Genomic DNA, 14,840 nt, shown 5'->3' with positions numbered 1-14,840 from the left:
TTTTTGAAAGGAGCACCGGCCCATGAACCACTTCACCCGGCACAAACCGTCCGGGACCCGCGCAGAGCGCTCCATTTTCGGCACCATCTTCAAGGCGATGGTCAGTGTGCTGCTGGTGGAGGTCGCACTGCTCGTCGCGTCCATCTATGTGATGCGGGTCGGCCCCCAGCTGGACCAGAACGCGGAGGACATCCTCGCCATGCAGGTGGAGAACCGCAGCCGATACATCCAGACCATCCTGAACGATGCGCAGGAGCTTTCCACTCTGGAAAGTGAGATCAACGCCCTGACGCAGGAGCTGCTGGACAGCGGCAGCATCGACCTTGCCACGCTGGACAGCGGCAGCATCACCGCCTACCCCCTGCTGGAAGCGGCCACCCCAAAGCTCATCGCCGCTCTGCGCAGCAGACCGGTGACCGGCATCTTTCTGGTGCTGAACACCCACGACCTGAACGAGCGCTCCGCTGGCAAGCGCCTGCCCTCCATCTATCTGCGGGATCTGGACCCCGACGCCTCGCCCTCCGATAACAATTCCGACCTGCTGTTCGAGCGGGCACCGGCCCAGCTGGTGCAGGAGCAGAGCATCGCCACCGACAAGAGCTGGTCCCCCGCCCTCACCTATCGGGCAAAAGCCAGAGGCTATCTCTATGCGCCGTTCCAGGCGGCCTATGACGATGGTGCCCAGCTGAGCCCGGCTGATTACGGCCACTGGACCATCACCCCCTATGCTCTGAAAGGTGACGACCGGCAGGCCATTTATTACAGCCAGCCCCTCATCCTGCCGGACGGCACCGTCTACGGCGTCATCGGCGTGGAGCTTCTGACCAGCTACCTCGCCGAGAATCTGCCCTGCGCCGAACTGCAGGGCGACGGCTCCGGCCTCTATCTGCTGGCCTGCTCCAATGCGCCTTTGAACCTGGACACCCTCTCGCTGGATCTTGCACCGGTCCTGTGCAGCGGCAGTTCGGCGTTTGCCAGCGGCACCACCGTTGCGGCATCCCGGCGCGGCATCGGCTGCTTCCGTCTGGTGCAGGACCATGTGCCCTACACAGCCTCCGTGATGCCGCTGAATCTCTACAACCGGAACGCCCCCTTCTCCGGGGATCACTGGTATCTGGTGGGCATGGTGCCCACGGCCAACCTCTCGGCCTTCTCCAACCGGGTGCAGCAGCTGCTCTTCCTTACCGTGCTGCTCACCCTCATCGCAGGCTTTCTGGCGAGCTTTCTGGTCAGTGAGCGGATGTCCAAGCCCGTCCATCAGCTCTCCGCTGCCGTGGCCAAAGCACAGGAAAACGCCGTGGCCATGCCGCAGCTGCCCACTACCGGCATCATGGAAGTAGACCAGTTTGCCTCAGCCATCACCCACCTTTCGGAGGATGTGCTGGCCTCCTCCACCCGCTTTCTGCGGATCATGGAGATGGCCACGGTGGAGCTGGGCGGCTACGAGCTGCGCAACGACAGTGTCTTTGCCACCGACAACTTCTTCCAGATGCTGGGGCTGGCCACCCCGGAGCCGCTCACGCCCCGCAGCTTCCGCAACGCCCTCTCCCGGATCGCGCATTCCAGCCTCTACCGCACCACGGATGCAGGCAACTCCATCTTCCTCGTCCAGAAAGAGGACGGGGTGCGGTATGTGATCCTCCGTGTGACCCGCATCTGCGGCGAGACCGCCTCGGAGGTGGGCCTGCTCGAAGACGTGACCAACTCCACGCTGGAGCAGCAGCGCATTGAGCGGGAGCGCGACTACGATTTCCTCACCGGGCTGTACAACCGTCAGGCGTTCAACCGGGTCTGCGCCGACCTCTTTGCCCACCCGACCCAGCTGCACTGCTCGGCTCTGCTGATGATGGATCTGGACAACCTCAAGGAGATCAACGACACCTACGGCCACGACTGGGGCGACCAGTACATCCACCAGACCGGCCAGTGCTTCGCCGCCAACACCCCAAAGAACACCGTCTGCTCCCGCCTGTCCGGCGACGAGTTCCTGCTGCTGTTCTATGGATACGATACACAGGACGCCATCCGCGCCGAGCTGGACAAGCTGAGCGCCGCCCTGCGGGCCAGCTGCTCCACTCTGCCCAACGGCAAAACGCTGAACATCAGCATCTCCGGCGGCGTGGCCTGGTACCCGGAGGACGGCAAAGACCTGAAGACCCTGAAAAAATACGCCGACTTCGCCATGTATCAGGTCAAGCAGTCCCGCAAGGGGCAGGTGGGCGATTTTGACATCGGCGTCTACCACCGCGAGGAGTATGCCGCCCAGACCCAGCGCGAGTTCCTGCAATTGCTGCGGGAAGAGCAGGTGTACTACTACTTCCAGCCCATCTTCAGCGCACAGACCGGACAGGTGGTGGCCTACGAGGCGCTGATGCGAGTGAACACGCCCACCCTCACCTCGCCTTCGCAGGTGATGGCGCTGGCCCACGAGCTGGACCGCCTGTACGACATCGAGCGGATCACCATGTTCCATTCCAGCGAGGCATTCGAGAAGCTGCAGAGCCGGGGCCTCATCCAGAAGGACGCCCTGCTCTTCGTCAACTCCATCGCCAATGTGGACCTGAACGATGCGGACATCCAGGAATATCACCGCCGCTACCCCGACCTGCTCAAACAGCTCGTCGTGGAGATCACCGAACAGGAAGACCTGGACCGCGCATGTCTGGAGCGGAAGCGGAACATTCCGGGCTTCTCCGGTGCCTTCGCGCTGGATGACTACGGCACCGGCTACAGCAACGAGCTCAATCTGCTGGAGCTGTCGCCCCAGTACATCAAGATCGACATCTCCATCATCCGCGGCATCGAGAAGGATCTCGACAAGCAGCAGATCGTCTCGAATATCGTGGCCTACGCCCACGCCCGCAGTATGCAGATCCTCGCCGAGGGCATCGAGGAAGAGATCCAGCTGCGCAAGGTCATCGAGCTGGGCGCGGATGCGCTGCAGGGCTACTACCTCAGCCGCCCGGCAGCCGTGCCCTCCCCATCGCATCCGAAGCGCTGGATGTCATCCGCGCTACCAGCGCCGCGCATTCGGATGTCGGCTAAGTGCAAAAAGAAACGGCCTTTCGGCCGTTTCTTTTTTGTTATCGACCCAGCTGCCAGAAAGCAACAGCGCTGGCAGCGGCAACGTTCAGGGAATCCACGCCGTGGGACATAGGGATTTTTACGGTGTAGTCACAGGCGGCAATGGTGCTGTGGGCAAGGCCGTCACCCTCTGTGCCCAGCACGATGGCGAGCTTCGGCTCTGCGGCCAGCGCTTCGTCGTCGATGGGGACCGAGCGGTCACTCAGAGCCATGGCTGCCGTTTTGAAGCCCATGGCGCGGAGGCGGGCTAGCCCCTGTCCGGGCCAGTCGGCGGGCGTCTCGCCCAGCTGGGCCCAGGGCACCTGAAACACGGTGCCCATGCTTACACGCACGGCACGGCGGCACAGCGGGTCGCAGCAGGAAGGAGTAACGAGCACGGCATCCATGTTCAGTGCAGCGGCGCTGCGGAAGATCGCTCCCACATTGGTGGAGTCCACAATGCCTTCCAACACCGCGACGCGGCGGGCCGCTTTGCACAGCTCCTCGGCGCTGCGGGGGGCCGGGCGGCGGAAGGCGCACAGCACACCCCGCGTCAGCTCAAACCCGGTGAGCCCGGCCAGCAGCTCCCGGTCCGCCGTGTACACCGGGGCATCACCGCAACGGGTCAGGATCTCCGCCGCCGGGCCGGTGATCTGCCTGCGCTCCATCAGCAGCGAGACCGGCTCATACCCGGCGTCCAGTGCGCGGGAGATCACCTTGGGGCTCTCGGCGATGAAGATGCCTTTTTCGGGTTCCAGCCGGCAGCGCAGCTGGTTCTGCGTCAGGCGGGCGTAGGGGTCCAGCTCCGGCGCATGGAAATCGGTGATCTCGACGATGTTCGGCATGAGAATTTCTCCTTTTGGTTCCAGAATCAGTCTTATTGTAGCACAATCGGCGTTCCTTTGCAAAACATGGTTGCCATGTTCGTTTTACATGGTCGAATCCGCCAAAAATGCCGCCAAAATTTTGACAAATCCTCCAAAATGCGCTATCATAGACAGGAACTTGTGAAGAGGGGGAACCATTCCGTGTCCATCAGTCGAAAATTGTCCCACAATGGGCAGATGTCCGAAGCGTTCTGCACCGCCATGTTCCTATCGGTCTCCGGCGGCCTGCAGGACGTTTATACCTATTTATATCGCGGTAAGGTGTTTGCAAATGCACAGACCGGCAACATCGTGCTGTGCAGCGTGAAGCTGGTCGAGGGCGACTGGAGTGCAGTGCTGCACTATCTGGTGCCGCTGTGCTTCTTTGCGCTGGGCGTGTTCACGGCGGAACTGCTGCGCCAGAAATTCCAGCAGATGCAGCGGCTTCACTGGCGGCAGCTGGTGGTGCTGTGCGAGATCGTGATGCTGTTCGTGGTCGGCTTCTTCCCGCAGGAGTGGAATCTGGTGGCCAACGCGCTGGTCTCGTTTGCCTGCGCAATGCAGGTGCAGGCGTTCCGCAAGGTGAACGGCTATGCATTTGCCAGCACCATGTGCATCGGCAACTTGCGCAGCGGCATGGATTCGCTGTGCAGCTGGCTCGTGGCGGGCAACCGCGCCGCCCGGAGCAAGGCCTTCCACTATTTCGCCATCATCCTCCTGTTCGCGCTGGGCGCGGGTCTGGGCAGCGTGGCGCTGGGGTTCTGCGGCGCAAAGGCGATCTGGTTCTCCTGCCTTCTGCTGGCCGTGAGCTTCTGCCTGATGTTCCTCAAGGAAGACATCGAGGAGCTGGAAGAGGACATTGAAAAATTGGAAGCCAAGCATTGAAATTAAATCATCGAGAGATTGCTGAACTCCTTCCGTCATCGCTTGCGCGATGTCACCTCCCTCAATGAGGGAGGCTTTAGGCCCCCTCTCCGAGGGGGCTGTCACCGTCAGGTGACTGGGGGAGTTCCGCAATCTCTTTTTCTTTTTTCCGAACACTTTGCCCCTGCCGTTCGTCTAACAGGCAGAACGATGCAAGAAAGGAGGAAGCCCCATGTGGGAGCTGCTGTACGAGACCTTCTGGGACCGGCTGGAACATTTCTGCTACAAGCTCTGCCGGGACGAAGCCCGCGCCGAGGACCTGACCCAGGAAGTCTTTCTGCGGGCGCTGCAGAACCGCACCTTAATCGATGCGTTCACCGAGCGCCAGTGCAAGGCCTGGCTGTTTGCCGCAGCGCGGAACCTCTACTGCGACCAGGTCCGCCGGGCGGCCAAGGAAGAAGCCCTGCTCACCTCCCTGCTGCCGCCGGACGGTGACGACTCCGCCGATGAGACGGCCGCGTCTGCTCTCGGCTCGGTGGAACTGGGCACCCTGCTGGATCAACTCTCCGAACTGGACCGCCTGCTCTTCACCCTGCGCTACGACGAGGGCTATACGTCCGCCGAGCTGAGCCGCTTGTTCGAGCTGCCGCCCGGAACCGTCCGCCGCCGCCTTTCCCAGACACGCCATCTGCTGAAAACGAACCTTACGGAGGATTGAACCATGAAAAAGAAACTGAATGCCAACGCCATCGTGCTCGACCTGCGCCGCCTGACCGAAGAGACGCTTTCTGCCTACGAGCACATTTCGCTGAACGCGGTCATCACCCTGACCAACCCCCGCGCCCAGGCCCTGCTGAGCCAGTATAACGTCAAGCTGAACACCGTGCTGTGCAAAAATCTGCCGGACGACGCGGACATCCGCGCCAGCGTGACCAACGGCAAGACCACCCTGAGCGCCGCCTCCAAGCCGGAGGCAAAGCAGGTGCTCGTCATCAACGGCAAAGTCACCGTCCTGCCCGACGCCGCCGAGACCCTGCGCCAGTACGAAGCGCTGGTCGTGAACGGAAAAGCGACCTGCCCGGCCTCGCTCGCGGCGCTGTTCACCGAGGCGGCCACCGTCAATGGCAAGCTGGTGATCTACCCGGACGAGGCCGTGGTGCTGAGCGGCCGTTCCGTCAAGCTGGACCGTGCCTTCCTGCTGCGGGCACAGGAGCGGCTGTACTGGAACGAGCGGCTCTTCGTCGCCGTGGACCCGAAGCTGGATGCCGCCGCGCTGGCTGCAAAGGGCTGCCGCTTCGCCGCGCCCAAGGCGGTGTTGGCCGAATCGCTGGCCGAGACGCTGGCCCCGCTCTTCACCGAGGATACCGAGCTGGTCATCCTGCCCGACGGCACCGCCGTGGTGGATGACGACCTCGACCTGACCGCTGCGGCCCTGCGCCGGTATGGTACTAAGCTCTACGTGCTGGGCGACGTGACCGTCTCCGCCGACTGCATCGCGGCTTTGGGCAAGCTGGAATTCTTCCACGCCAGCGGCACCGTGACCCTGCCGCAGGAAGCCGAAGAGACGTTCTGTGCCATCCCCGACCTCGCATACGACAAGCTGCGGGTCCTGTCCGGCCACCTGTTCAGCGGCCTGCCCAAGCTGACCCTGACTCCCGATTTGCTGGCACAGTACCCGGAGGGCATCGCCTGTGTGGACTGCGCCATGGTCCGGCTCGACCCGGCCCTTCTGCCGGATGAGATTGCGAAGCACTGCCAGTTCGACGGCTGCGCGCTGGTCCAGTGCACCGAAGTCCAGCAGAATGCCGTGGCCGCCGTTTCCCGCAATGTGGCGCAGATTCACGCCAGCCAGAAGGACGGCCCGCTGAACGGCCTGTTCGACCCCGATACCGCCTCCATGCAGGCCCTTCAGTTGACGCTGTAAGCACCCTTCCTCCCTGAAATGATGCACCTCCCGCACTGCTGCCCTTCCCTCCGGGCAGGCGGTGCGGGAATTTTTGCAGCGAAACGCGGTTTGACAGGGATTTTTTCATTGCGCTGCCGGGCTTGATATGGTATACTGATTCCATGTGTTAAAAACGCCCCGGCGGCCGGAACGGTGTTGGCTGCCGCTGCGGGTTTTCTTCGAGGAATAGGAGCAACGAATGAAAAAAGGATTTGACAACGACAAATACCTGCAGATGCAGTCCGAGCACATCCGCGAGCGGATCGCACAGTTCGACAACAAGCTCTATCTGGAATTCGGCGGCAAGCTGTTCGATGATTACCACGCGTCCCGCGTACTGCCGGGCTTCCAGCCCGATTCCAAGCTGCAGATGCTGCTGCAGCTGAAGGATCAGGCCGAGGTGGTCATCGTTATCAGCGCCGAGGACATCATCAGCAACAAGATCCGCGGCGACTACGGCATCACCTACGATCTGGATGTGCTGCGCCTGATCGATGCCTTCCAGGAAGTAGGCCTGTATGTGGGCAGCGTGTGCGTGACCAAGTACGCCGCTGCACCGGAGGTGGAGGCCTTTGAAAAGCGGCTGAACAGTCTGGGCATCCGCACCTTCCGCCACTACAAAATTCCCGGCTATCCCAACGATGTGGCCCGCATCGTCAGCGACGAGGGCTACGGCAAGAACGATTACATCGAGACCCAGCGCCCACTGGTGGTCATCACGGCCCCCGGCCCCGGAAGCGGCAAAATGGCCACCTGCCTTTCCCAGCTGTACCATGAGTACAAGCGCGGCGTGAAGGCCGGTTACGCCAAGTTCGAGACCTTCCCCATCTGGAACATTCCCCTCAAGCACCCGGTGAATCTGGCCTACGAGGCCGCTACAGCCGACCTGAACGATGTGAACATGATCGACCCGTTCCATCTGGAAGCCTACGGCGTGACCACCGTCAACTACAACCGCGATATTGAGATCTTCCCGGTGGTGAACGCCATGTTTGAGCTGATCGCCGGCAAAAGCCCGTATAAGTCCCCCACGGACATGGGCGTGAACATGGCAGGCAACTGCATCGTGGACGATGCGGTCTGCCGCGAAGCCTCCCGCAAGGAGATCCTGCGCCGCTACTTCAAGTCTCTGTGTGCGCTCAAGAACGGCGCACAGGTCCAGAGCGAGGTCTACAAGCTGGAACTGCTGATGAATCAGGCAGGCCTTACGCTGGGCAGCCGCCCCGTGGAGCAGGCCGCTCACGCCGTCTCGGAGAAGACTGGCGGGGCACCGGCCGCCGCCATTGAGCTGCCGGACGGCACCGTTGTTACCGGCAAGACCGGTCCGCTGCTGGGTGCAGCCGCCTCGGCGCTGCTCAATGCGCTGAAGAAGCTGGCCGGCATCGACCAGGAAATGGACCTCGTCTCTGCGGCCGCCATCGAGCCCATCCAGACCCTCAAGACCAACTATCTGGGCGGCAAGAATCCCCGCCTGCACACCGACGAGATCCTGATCGCACTGTCAAGCTCCGCTGCCACCAACCCCACCGCTGCGATGGCCCTGCACCAGCTCTCCAAGCTGAAGGGCTGCGACATGCACTCCACGGTCATCCTGTCCAGCGTGGACGACGACACCGTGAAGAAGCTGGGCATCTACCTGACCTGCGAACCCGCCTACGAGGAAGAGGACCGCAAGTACCACAAGAAATAAGCGCAACAAAAAGAGAACTGCCGCGGCGGTTCTCTTTTTGCATTCACAGGCGGGTCTGCACCCAGTATTCGCCCATGCTCTGGCCGGGCTGGTCGGTGACATCGTCGTTCAGGTAGTCCGCCAGACCGCAGGACGCCGGGTCCCACCCGCGCGCCTGTTCGACCGAATCGTACTCCACCTCGGCATACCAGAACTCGGTGGGCTGGCCTTCGTCCACATGGTTCACTTCCAGCACCAGCCCGTCCGGCAGCAGATAGCTGCGGCGAAGTTTCGGGATGAGCGGCCTGCCGATGATCTTCGTCTCTAAATCGTCAAACAACGCTTTGTCGATGCTGCGCTCGATCTCCTCACGGGCAAGGCCGCCCCCGGATTTGAAGCAGAGGATGTAGTCCGTTCTGCCGCCGGTGAGGGCTTCTTCCCGGATGCGCACAGTGGGCCGCACACTGATATAGCCCTGCCGCATGGCAAATTCCTCCTGCAGCGGCATCTCCGGGAAACCCGCTCCCTCCGGCCAGCCCTTCACCATCCATTTGCGTTCGATCTCCATTGCTTTGCCCTCATTTCTGTTGGATTTTGTATTTATTCTAACACGGTTTTATGATATTATAAAGAGGATCTGAATCAAAAAATACAGCGCTGAAAGCGGGCCGCATCGCCGGGAGCATTTTCCTCGTGCGGCGGAGAGCGCACCTCTGCAATACAGCCGCCCCGCTCAGCCTGTCGTATCTCAAACACAAGGAGTTTCTATGAAATCGACCCGCAACTATCCCATCTACAAAGTCAACAAACACGCCGAGGGCCTGCTGGTGGGCGGGCACCCCTGGGTGTATGAGAACGACATCCTCCATTCCCCGGAAAATGAGCCGGAAAACGGCACGCTGGCCGATGTGGTCAGCACCAAGGGTTCCTACCTTGGCACCGGCTTTGTCTCGCTCAAGAGCAAGATCCGCGTGCGGCTGATCTCCCGTAATGCCAACGACACCTTTGATGCTGCGTTCTGGCGCCGCCGGGTGGAATATGCATGGAACTACCGCAAAACCGTGCTGGAGCCCGCCGACCTTTCCGCCTGCCGCGTCATTTTTGGCGAAGCCGACCAGTTCCCCGGGCTGACTGTGGACCGGTTCAGCAACATCCTCGTCACGCAGACCTTGAGCGTGGGCATGGAAAAGCTCAAGCCCGTCCTCTTCCCCATTCTGGCAGAAGTCCTGCGCGCCGACGGCCAGACCATCGACGGCATCTACGAGCGCAACGATGAGGCTCTGCGCGCAAAGGAAGGTCTTGAGCAGAACAAAGGCTGGTTTGAGCTGCCCGGTGAGACTCACCCGGCAAGCACCCAGACCGAGATCTGCGAGAACGGAGTTTACTATCATGTAGATTTCGAGAACGGCCAGAAGACCGGCTTCTTCCTTGATCAGAAGTATAATCGCCGGGCGGTGGCACGCCTTGCTGCAGGCCACACCGTGCTGGACTGCTTTACCCACACCGGCAGCTTTGCACTGAACGCCGCTGCGGGCGGCGCTGCCCGTGTGACCGCCGCCGACATCAGCGCCGAGGCCATTGCCATGGCGCAGCGCAATGCCCAACGCAACGGCCTCGACAACATGGACTTCCTCTGCGAGGACACCTTTGAGCTGCTGCCCCGCTTGGAAAGAGAGGGACACCCCTACGATTTTATCATTCTGGACCCGCCGGCCTTTACCAAGGCGCGCCGCACTGTGGAGAACGCCATGCGCGGTTACAAGGAGATCAACTACCGTGCCATGAAGCTGCTGCCCCGCGGCGGCTATCTGGCAACTGCCAGCTGCTCCCACTTTGCCACCGAGGAGCTGTTCATCAAGATGCTCAAGGCGGCGGCAAAAGACGCCCACCGTCAGCTGCGGCAGATCGAAGTCCGCCAGCAGGCCCCCGACCACCCCATCCTCTGGGGCGTCCCGGAGACGAACTACCTGAAGTTTTTCCTGTTCCAGGTCATCTAAAAGTCATACCAAGCGCGCAAATCTCCAAAAAAACGAGAGCGTGTTTGTACAGAATCGTCAGATTTGTCAATTGCCTTTTTGCCCGGCAAAGGCTATAATCAAACCATAGACAGCAACGGCGCTGTGGGTCACCTCCTGACTCGCAGCGCCGTTTTGTTTAAGCAAGTTTTCGCGTGAAAACGCATCGGCGTGGATGGGTTTTTGCGATGTGTGGAAAGAAACAAGATCAAGTAAGGAGTAGGATTTATGGCAGCGAATGTTATGGAAATCTACGGCAGCAAGGTCTTTAACGAACATGTGATGAAGGAGCGCCTGCCGAGCGCAACTTATAAGAGCCTGAAGAACACCCTGCACAAGGGTGCTCCGCTGGACATTGAGGTGGCAAACGTCGTGGCCAGCGTGATGAAGCGCTGGGCCATGGAGCTGGGTGCCACCCACTACACCCACTGGTTCCAGCCGCTGACCGGCATCACCAGTGAGAAGCACGATGGCTTTGTTTCCCCTGTGGGCGACGGCACCGCCATCATGGAGTTCTCCGGCAAGGAGCTGGTGCGCGGCGAGCCCGATGCATCTTCCTTCCCCTCCGGCGGTCTGCGTGCCACCTGCGAGGCCCGCGGCTACACTGCATGGGACCCCACCAGCTACGCATTCGTGAAGGATGACGTGCTGTGCATCCCCACCGCATTCGTCAGCTACACCGGCGAGGCTCTGGATAAGAAGACCCCGTTGCTGCGTTCCATGAACGCACTGTCCAATCAGGCGGTCCGTATCCTGAAGCTGTTCGGCAAGGATGTGGATTACGTCTCCACCACCGTCGGCCCCGAGCAGGAGTACTTCCTTATTAAGAAGGAAGATTACGAAGCCCGTCAGGATCTGATCCTCACCGGCCGCACCCTGTTCGGTGCCCCCTCTGCCAAGGGTCAGGAGCTGGAAGAGCACTACTTCGGTGTCATTCGTCCCGAGGTCTCCGAGTTTATGAAGGAGTTGGACGAAGAGCTGTGGAAGCTGGGCATTCCCGCCAAGACCAAGCACAACGAAGTTGCTCCCTGCCAGCATGAGCTGGCTCCCATCTTCGACACCACCAACGTTGCCATCGACCACAACCTGCTGACGATGGAGATGATGAAGAAGATCGCTCCCAAGTACGGTCTGGTCTGCCTGCAGCATGAGAAGCCTTTTGAGGGCGTGAACGGCAGCGGCAAGCATAACAACTGGTCCATGTCCACCACCCACGAGAACCTGCTCGACCCGGGCGACACCCCCATGGAGAACCTGCAGTTCCTGGTGTTCCTGGCTGCTGTCATCAAGGCTGTTGACGAGTACGCCGATCTGCTGCGCACCTCCGTTGCCACTCCCGGCAACGATCACCGTCTGGGTGCCAACGAGGCACCTCCGGCTATCATTTCCATCTTCGTGGGCGAAGAGCTGGAAGCTGTCATCGATGCTATCGCATCCGATTCCCCCTATGCCGGCCCCGTCAAGATGAAGATGGATCTGGGCGTTGATGTCCTGCCCAAGTTCAGCAAGGATACCACCGACCGCAACCGTACCTCTCCCTTTGCCTTCACCGGCAACAAGTTCGAGTTCCGTATGCCCGGTTCCGCTGAGAACCTGAGTGATGCCAACACCATCCTGAACACCGCCGTTGCAAAGGAACTGAAGGGCTACGCCGACGAGCTGGAGGGTGCTGAGGACTTTACCAGCGCTGTGATCGCTCTGGTCAAGCGCACCATCCGCGACCACCGCCGCGTCATCTTCAACGGCAACGGCTACACTGCCGAGTGGGAAGAGGAAGCCGCAAAGCGCGGTCTGCCCAACAAGAAGAACACCCCCGCTGCTCTGCCTGCCCTGATCGAGCCCAAGAACATCGCCCTGATGGAAGAGTTCGGCGTGCTGACCAAGGTAGAGATGGAGAGCCGCTACGAGGTGGAGATGGAGCACTACTCCAAGATCATCAACATCGAGGCTCTGACCATGCTGGAAATGGCCCGCAAGCAGCTGCTGCCTGCCGTCAACTCCTACATGAGCGAGCTTGCCAATACCGCAGCATCCAAACTGGCCGTCAGCGAGAACATCAGCGTGCGCAGTGAGACCAAGACCCTGACCAAGCTGAGCGCCGATGCCGACGCCATGAGCGACGCCATCGACGTGCTGCAGGATGTGGTGGACGCTGCCGAGGCTCTGACCAGCGAGAGCGAGAAGGCTGTGGCCTTCCACGACAACGTGCTGCCTGCAATGGATGCTCTGCGTGCCGCTGCGGACGACGCCGAGACCATCTGCGGTGAGGATTATTGGCCTCTGCCCAGCTACAGCAAGATGCTCTACTACGTCTGATCTTCCAGCGCATTTCATAAAGCATCTTAGGCTGTCGAACTTCATTCGCCATTCTCCTTTTCCTATTTCTTACACCAGCCTAAAGACCTGCTCCCATTCTGAGGGCAGGCCTTTAGGCGTTTTATTTGAAAGGGAAACCATCCTTATGAGCTATTCGACCCAACAGGACATCCTTGATTTTGTGGAGGACAACAACGTCAAATTTGTGCGCTTTGCCTTCTGCGATATCTTTGGCACTCAGAAGAACATTGCCGTGCTGGCAAACGATCTGCCCAAAGCTCTGGAAGACGGTGTCTGCTTCGACGGCAGCTCCATTGCCGGCTTCATGAAGGTGGAGGAAAGCGACCTTGTGCTGCGGCCGGATCTTTCCACCGTGACCATTCTCCCCTGGCGGCCTACCGAGGGCCGGGTGATGCAGTTCTTCTGTGATGTGGAAAAGCCGGACGGCCAGCCCTTTGGCGGCAACTGCCGCGGCTTTCTGCGCAGCGTGAACCGAAAATTCAAAAAGCTGGGCATCACCTGCAATGTGGGCGCAGAGTGTGAGTTCTACCTGTTCGAGAATGATGACCGGGGCCGCCCCACCCGTATCCCCATCGACTTTGGCGGCTACTTTGACGTAGCCCCGCTGGATGCAGGCGAGAACCTCCGCCGGGACATCTGCCTGACCATGGAGCAGATGGGCATGAGCCCTCAGCACAGCCATCACGAAAGCGGCAACGGCCAGAACGAGATCGACTGCCACCACGCAGGCCCCCTCAAGACCGCCGACAACGTGATGATGTTCAAGCAGATCGTGCGCGCCATTGCCACCCGCAGCGGCATCCATGCAAGCTTCCTGCCCAAACCCCTGCCGGATCAGGCAGGCAGCGGCCTGCACATCAACCTGTCCCTTTACATGGATGGCCGCAACCTGTTTGAGGGCGACATTGCCCCGGACAGCATTGCAGGCAGCTTTATGGCCGGTGTGCTGGCCCACAGCCGGGAGCTGACCGTGTTCACCAACCCTCTGCCCAACAGCTATCAGCGCTTTGGCTGCGATGAAGCGCCCCGCTATGTGAGCTGGAGCCGCCAGAACCGCAGCCAGCTGGTGCGCATCCCGCAGGTAAAGGGCGACAACTGCCGCATGGAGCTGCGCAGCCCGGACCCTGCCTGCAACCCCTATCTGGCCATCGGCCTCATCCTGGCCGCCGGTCTGGACGGCATTGAGCGCCGGTTGGAACTGCAGGCCCCCATCAACAAGAATCTGTTCGACCCCGCCGTGGCCGCTGGCCTTGGGCTGGAAAAGCTGCCTTCCACGCTGGAAGAAGCCGTGCAGGCCGCGCAGGAGAGTGACTTCCTGCGCGCCGTGCTGCCGGAGGAGCTCTCTCACCGCTACTACGAGGAGGAACTGAAGCGCTGCGCTGCCCTGAAGAATGCCGCCGACCCGGCAGAGTACGAGCGTACCCATTACTTCAACGCCATCTGAGCGGCAAGCTACCGGAAAAAGAGAGGGAAAAGGAAAGGAGCGATTCCGAATGGGACGTGCTCTGATCGTCAGCGCCGGAGCCAGCTCAAACGAGTATATCTCGGCACGACTGGCGGAGCTGGGATACCCCCGGCCTCTGATCGTGCCAAGCGGAGCCGAGGCCCGGCGCAGGATGTTAGAATCGGATTTTGAGCTCATCGTGGTCAACGCGCCGCTGCCCGATGAGTTTGGCCATGAGCTGTGCGCTGCCGCCGTGGAAAAGACCGACGCGGGCGTGATGCTTCTGGCCAAGGCCGCTGCGGCCGATCAGCTGCTGGGTTCCATGAGCGACGAGGGCGTGCTGCTTTTGAGCAAGCCGTTCTCGAACACGCTGTTTTTGCAGGCCATCCACATGGCAGCAGCCAGCAACCATCGCCTGCTGCGCCTGCGGCAGGAAAACGCCAGGATGCAGGAAAAGATCGCGCAGGTGCGTCTGGTCAGCCGCGCCAAATGCTGCCTCATCGAGCGGGAAGGCATGACCGAGGCCGATGCCCACCGCCTGATCGAAAAGCGAGCCATGGACACCCGGCGCGACCGTACCGAGATTGCACAAGAAATCCTTGATTCTTACGAGGATTAGGATTATAATTTTATGTCG

11 protein-coding genes are annotated in these 14,840 nt (G+C 60.8%); 9 read left to right on the top strand and 2 right to left on the bottom strand.

The features are described 5' to 3' along the window. The first annotated feature begins 22 nt into the window (after positions 1-22). Positions 23-3,157, top strand: coding sequence for an EAL domain-containing protein (locus ACNQFG_RS09305; protein WP_423404690.1), 3,135 nt, complete (start codon positions 23-25; stop codon positions 3,155-3,157). Here ACNQFG_RS09305 and ACNQFG_RS09300 read toward each other — a convergent pair. Beyond that, a complete protein-coding gene (locus ACNQFG_RS09300) occupies positions 3,084-3,908 on the bottom strand; it encodes a TrmH family RNA methyltransferase (protein ID WP_423404689.1) in 825 nt (274 codons plus the stop codon). The genes ACNQFG_RS09305 and ACNQFG_RS09300 overlap by 74 nt on opposite strands. Positions 3,909-4,127: 219 nt before the next feature. On the opposite strand from ACNQFG_RS09300, the gene ACNQFG_RS09295 reads away from it, so the two are divergent. The 4 genes from ACNQFG_RS09295 (at position 4,128) to ACNQFG_RS09280 (ending at position 8,428) form a co-directional block, all read left to right on the top strand. Next, on the top strand, positions 4,128-4,814 hold the full coding sequence (locus ACNQFG_RS09295; RefSeq protein ID WP_302277315.1) for a YoaK family protein: 687 nt from the start codon (positions 4,128-4,130) through the stop codon (positions 4,812-4,814). Positions 4,815-5,025: 211 nt separating this feature from the next. After that, on the top strand, positions 5,026-5,511 hold the full coding sequence (locus ACNQFG_RS09290) for an RNA polymerase sigma factor (RefSeq protein ID WP_423404688.1): 486 nt from the start codon (positions 5,026-5,028) through the stop codon (positions 5,509-5,511). 3 nt (positions 5,512-5,514) lie between these two features. Then, positions 5,515-6,717, top strand: a complete 1,203-nt coding sequence (locus tag ACNQFG_RS09285; RefSeq protein WP_423404687.1) for a hypothetical protein — start codon at positions 5,515-5,517, stop codon at positions 6,715-6,717. Between the two features lie 220 nt (positions 6,718-6,937). Next, positions 6,938-8,428 (top strand): DUF1846 domain-containing protein, encoded by a 1,491-nt coding sequence (locus tag ACNQFG_RS09280; protein WP_423404686.1) that lies wholly within the window; start codon positions 6,938-6,940, stop codon positions 8,426-8,428. Between the two features lie 43 nt (positions 8,429-8,471). Here ACNQFG_RS09280 and ACNQFG_RS09275 read toward each other — a convergent pair whose 3' ends face one another. Continuing rightward, positions 8,472-8,975, bottom strand: a complete 504-nt coding sequence (locus ACNQFG_RS09275; protein WP_423404685.1) for a CYTH domain-containing protein — start codon at positions 8,973-8,975, stop codon at positions 8,472-8,474. Between the two features lie 199 nt (positions 8,976-9,174). On the opposite strand from ACNQFG_RS09275, the gene ACNQFG_RS09270 reads away from it, so the two are divergent. The 4 genes from ACNQFG_RS09270 (at position 9,175) to ACNQFG_RS09255 (ending at position 14,822) form a co-directional block, all read left to right on the top strand. Further along, positions 9,175-10,404 carry a class I SAM-dependent rRNA methyltransferase gene (locus tag ACNQFG_RS09270; protein WP_423404684.1) on the top strand — a complete coding sequence of 410 codons (1,230 nt, stop codon included), beginning with the start codon at positions 9,175-9,177 and terminating at the stop codon, positions 10,402-10,404. Positions 10,405-10,650: 246 nt separating this feature from the next. Continuing rightward, the gene (locus ACNQFG_RS09265; RefSeq protein WP_423404683.1) at positions 10,651-12,738 is read left to right on the top strand and encodes a glutamine synthetase III; all 2,088 of its coding nucleotides are present in this window, start codon (positions 10,651-10,653) and stop codon (positions 12,736-12,738) included. Positions 12,739-12,883: 145 nt separating this feature from the next. Beyond that, entirely contained in the window at positions 12,884-14,203 is a 1,320-nt protein-coding gene (locus tag ACNQFG_RS09260; protein WP_423404682.1) for a glutamine synthetase family protein, read from the top strand. Between the two features lie 49 nt (positions 14,204-14,252). Next, positions 14,253-14,822, top strand: a complete 570-nt coding sequence (locus ACNQFG_RS09255; protein WP_423404681.1) for an ANTAR domain-containing response regulator — start codon at positions 14,253-14,255, stop codon at positions 14,820-14,822. The last annotated feature ends 18 nt before the right edge of the window (positions 14,823-14,840 follow it).

Origin of the sequence: Faecalibacterium prausnitzii (assembly GCF_049532945.1) — a bacterium.
GTDB lineage: Bacteria > Bacillota > Clostridia > Oscillospirales > Ruminococcaceae > Faecalibacterium > Faecalibacterium prausnitzii_N.
This window is presented reverse-complemented; position numbering and strand designations above follow the sequence as displayed.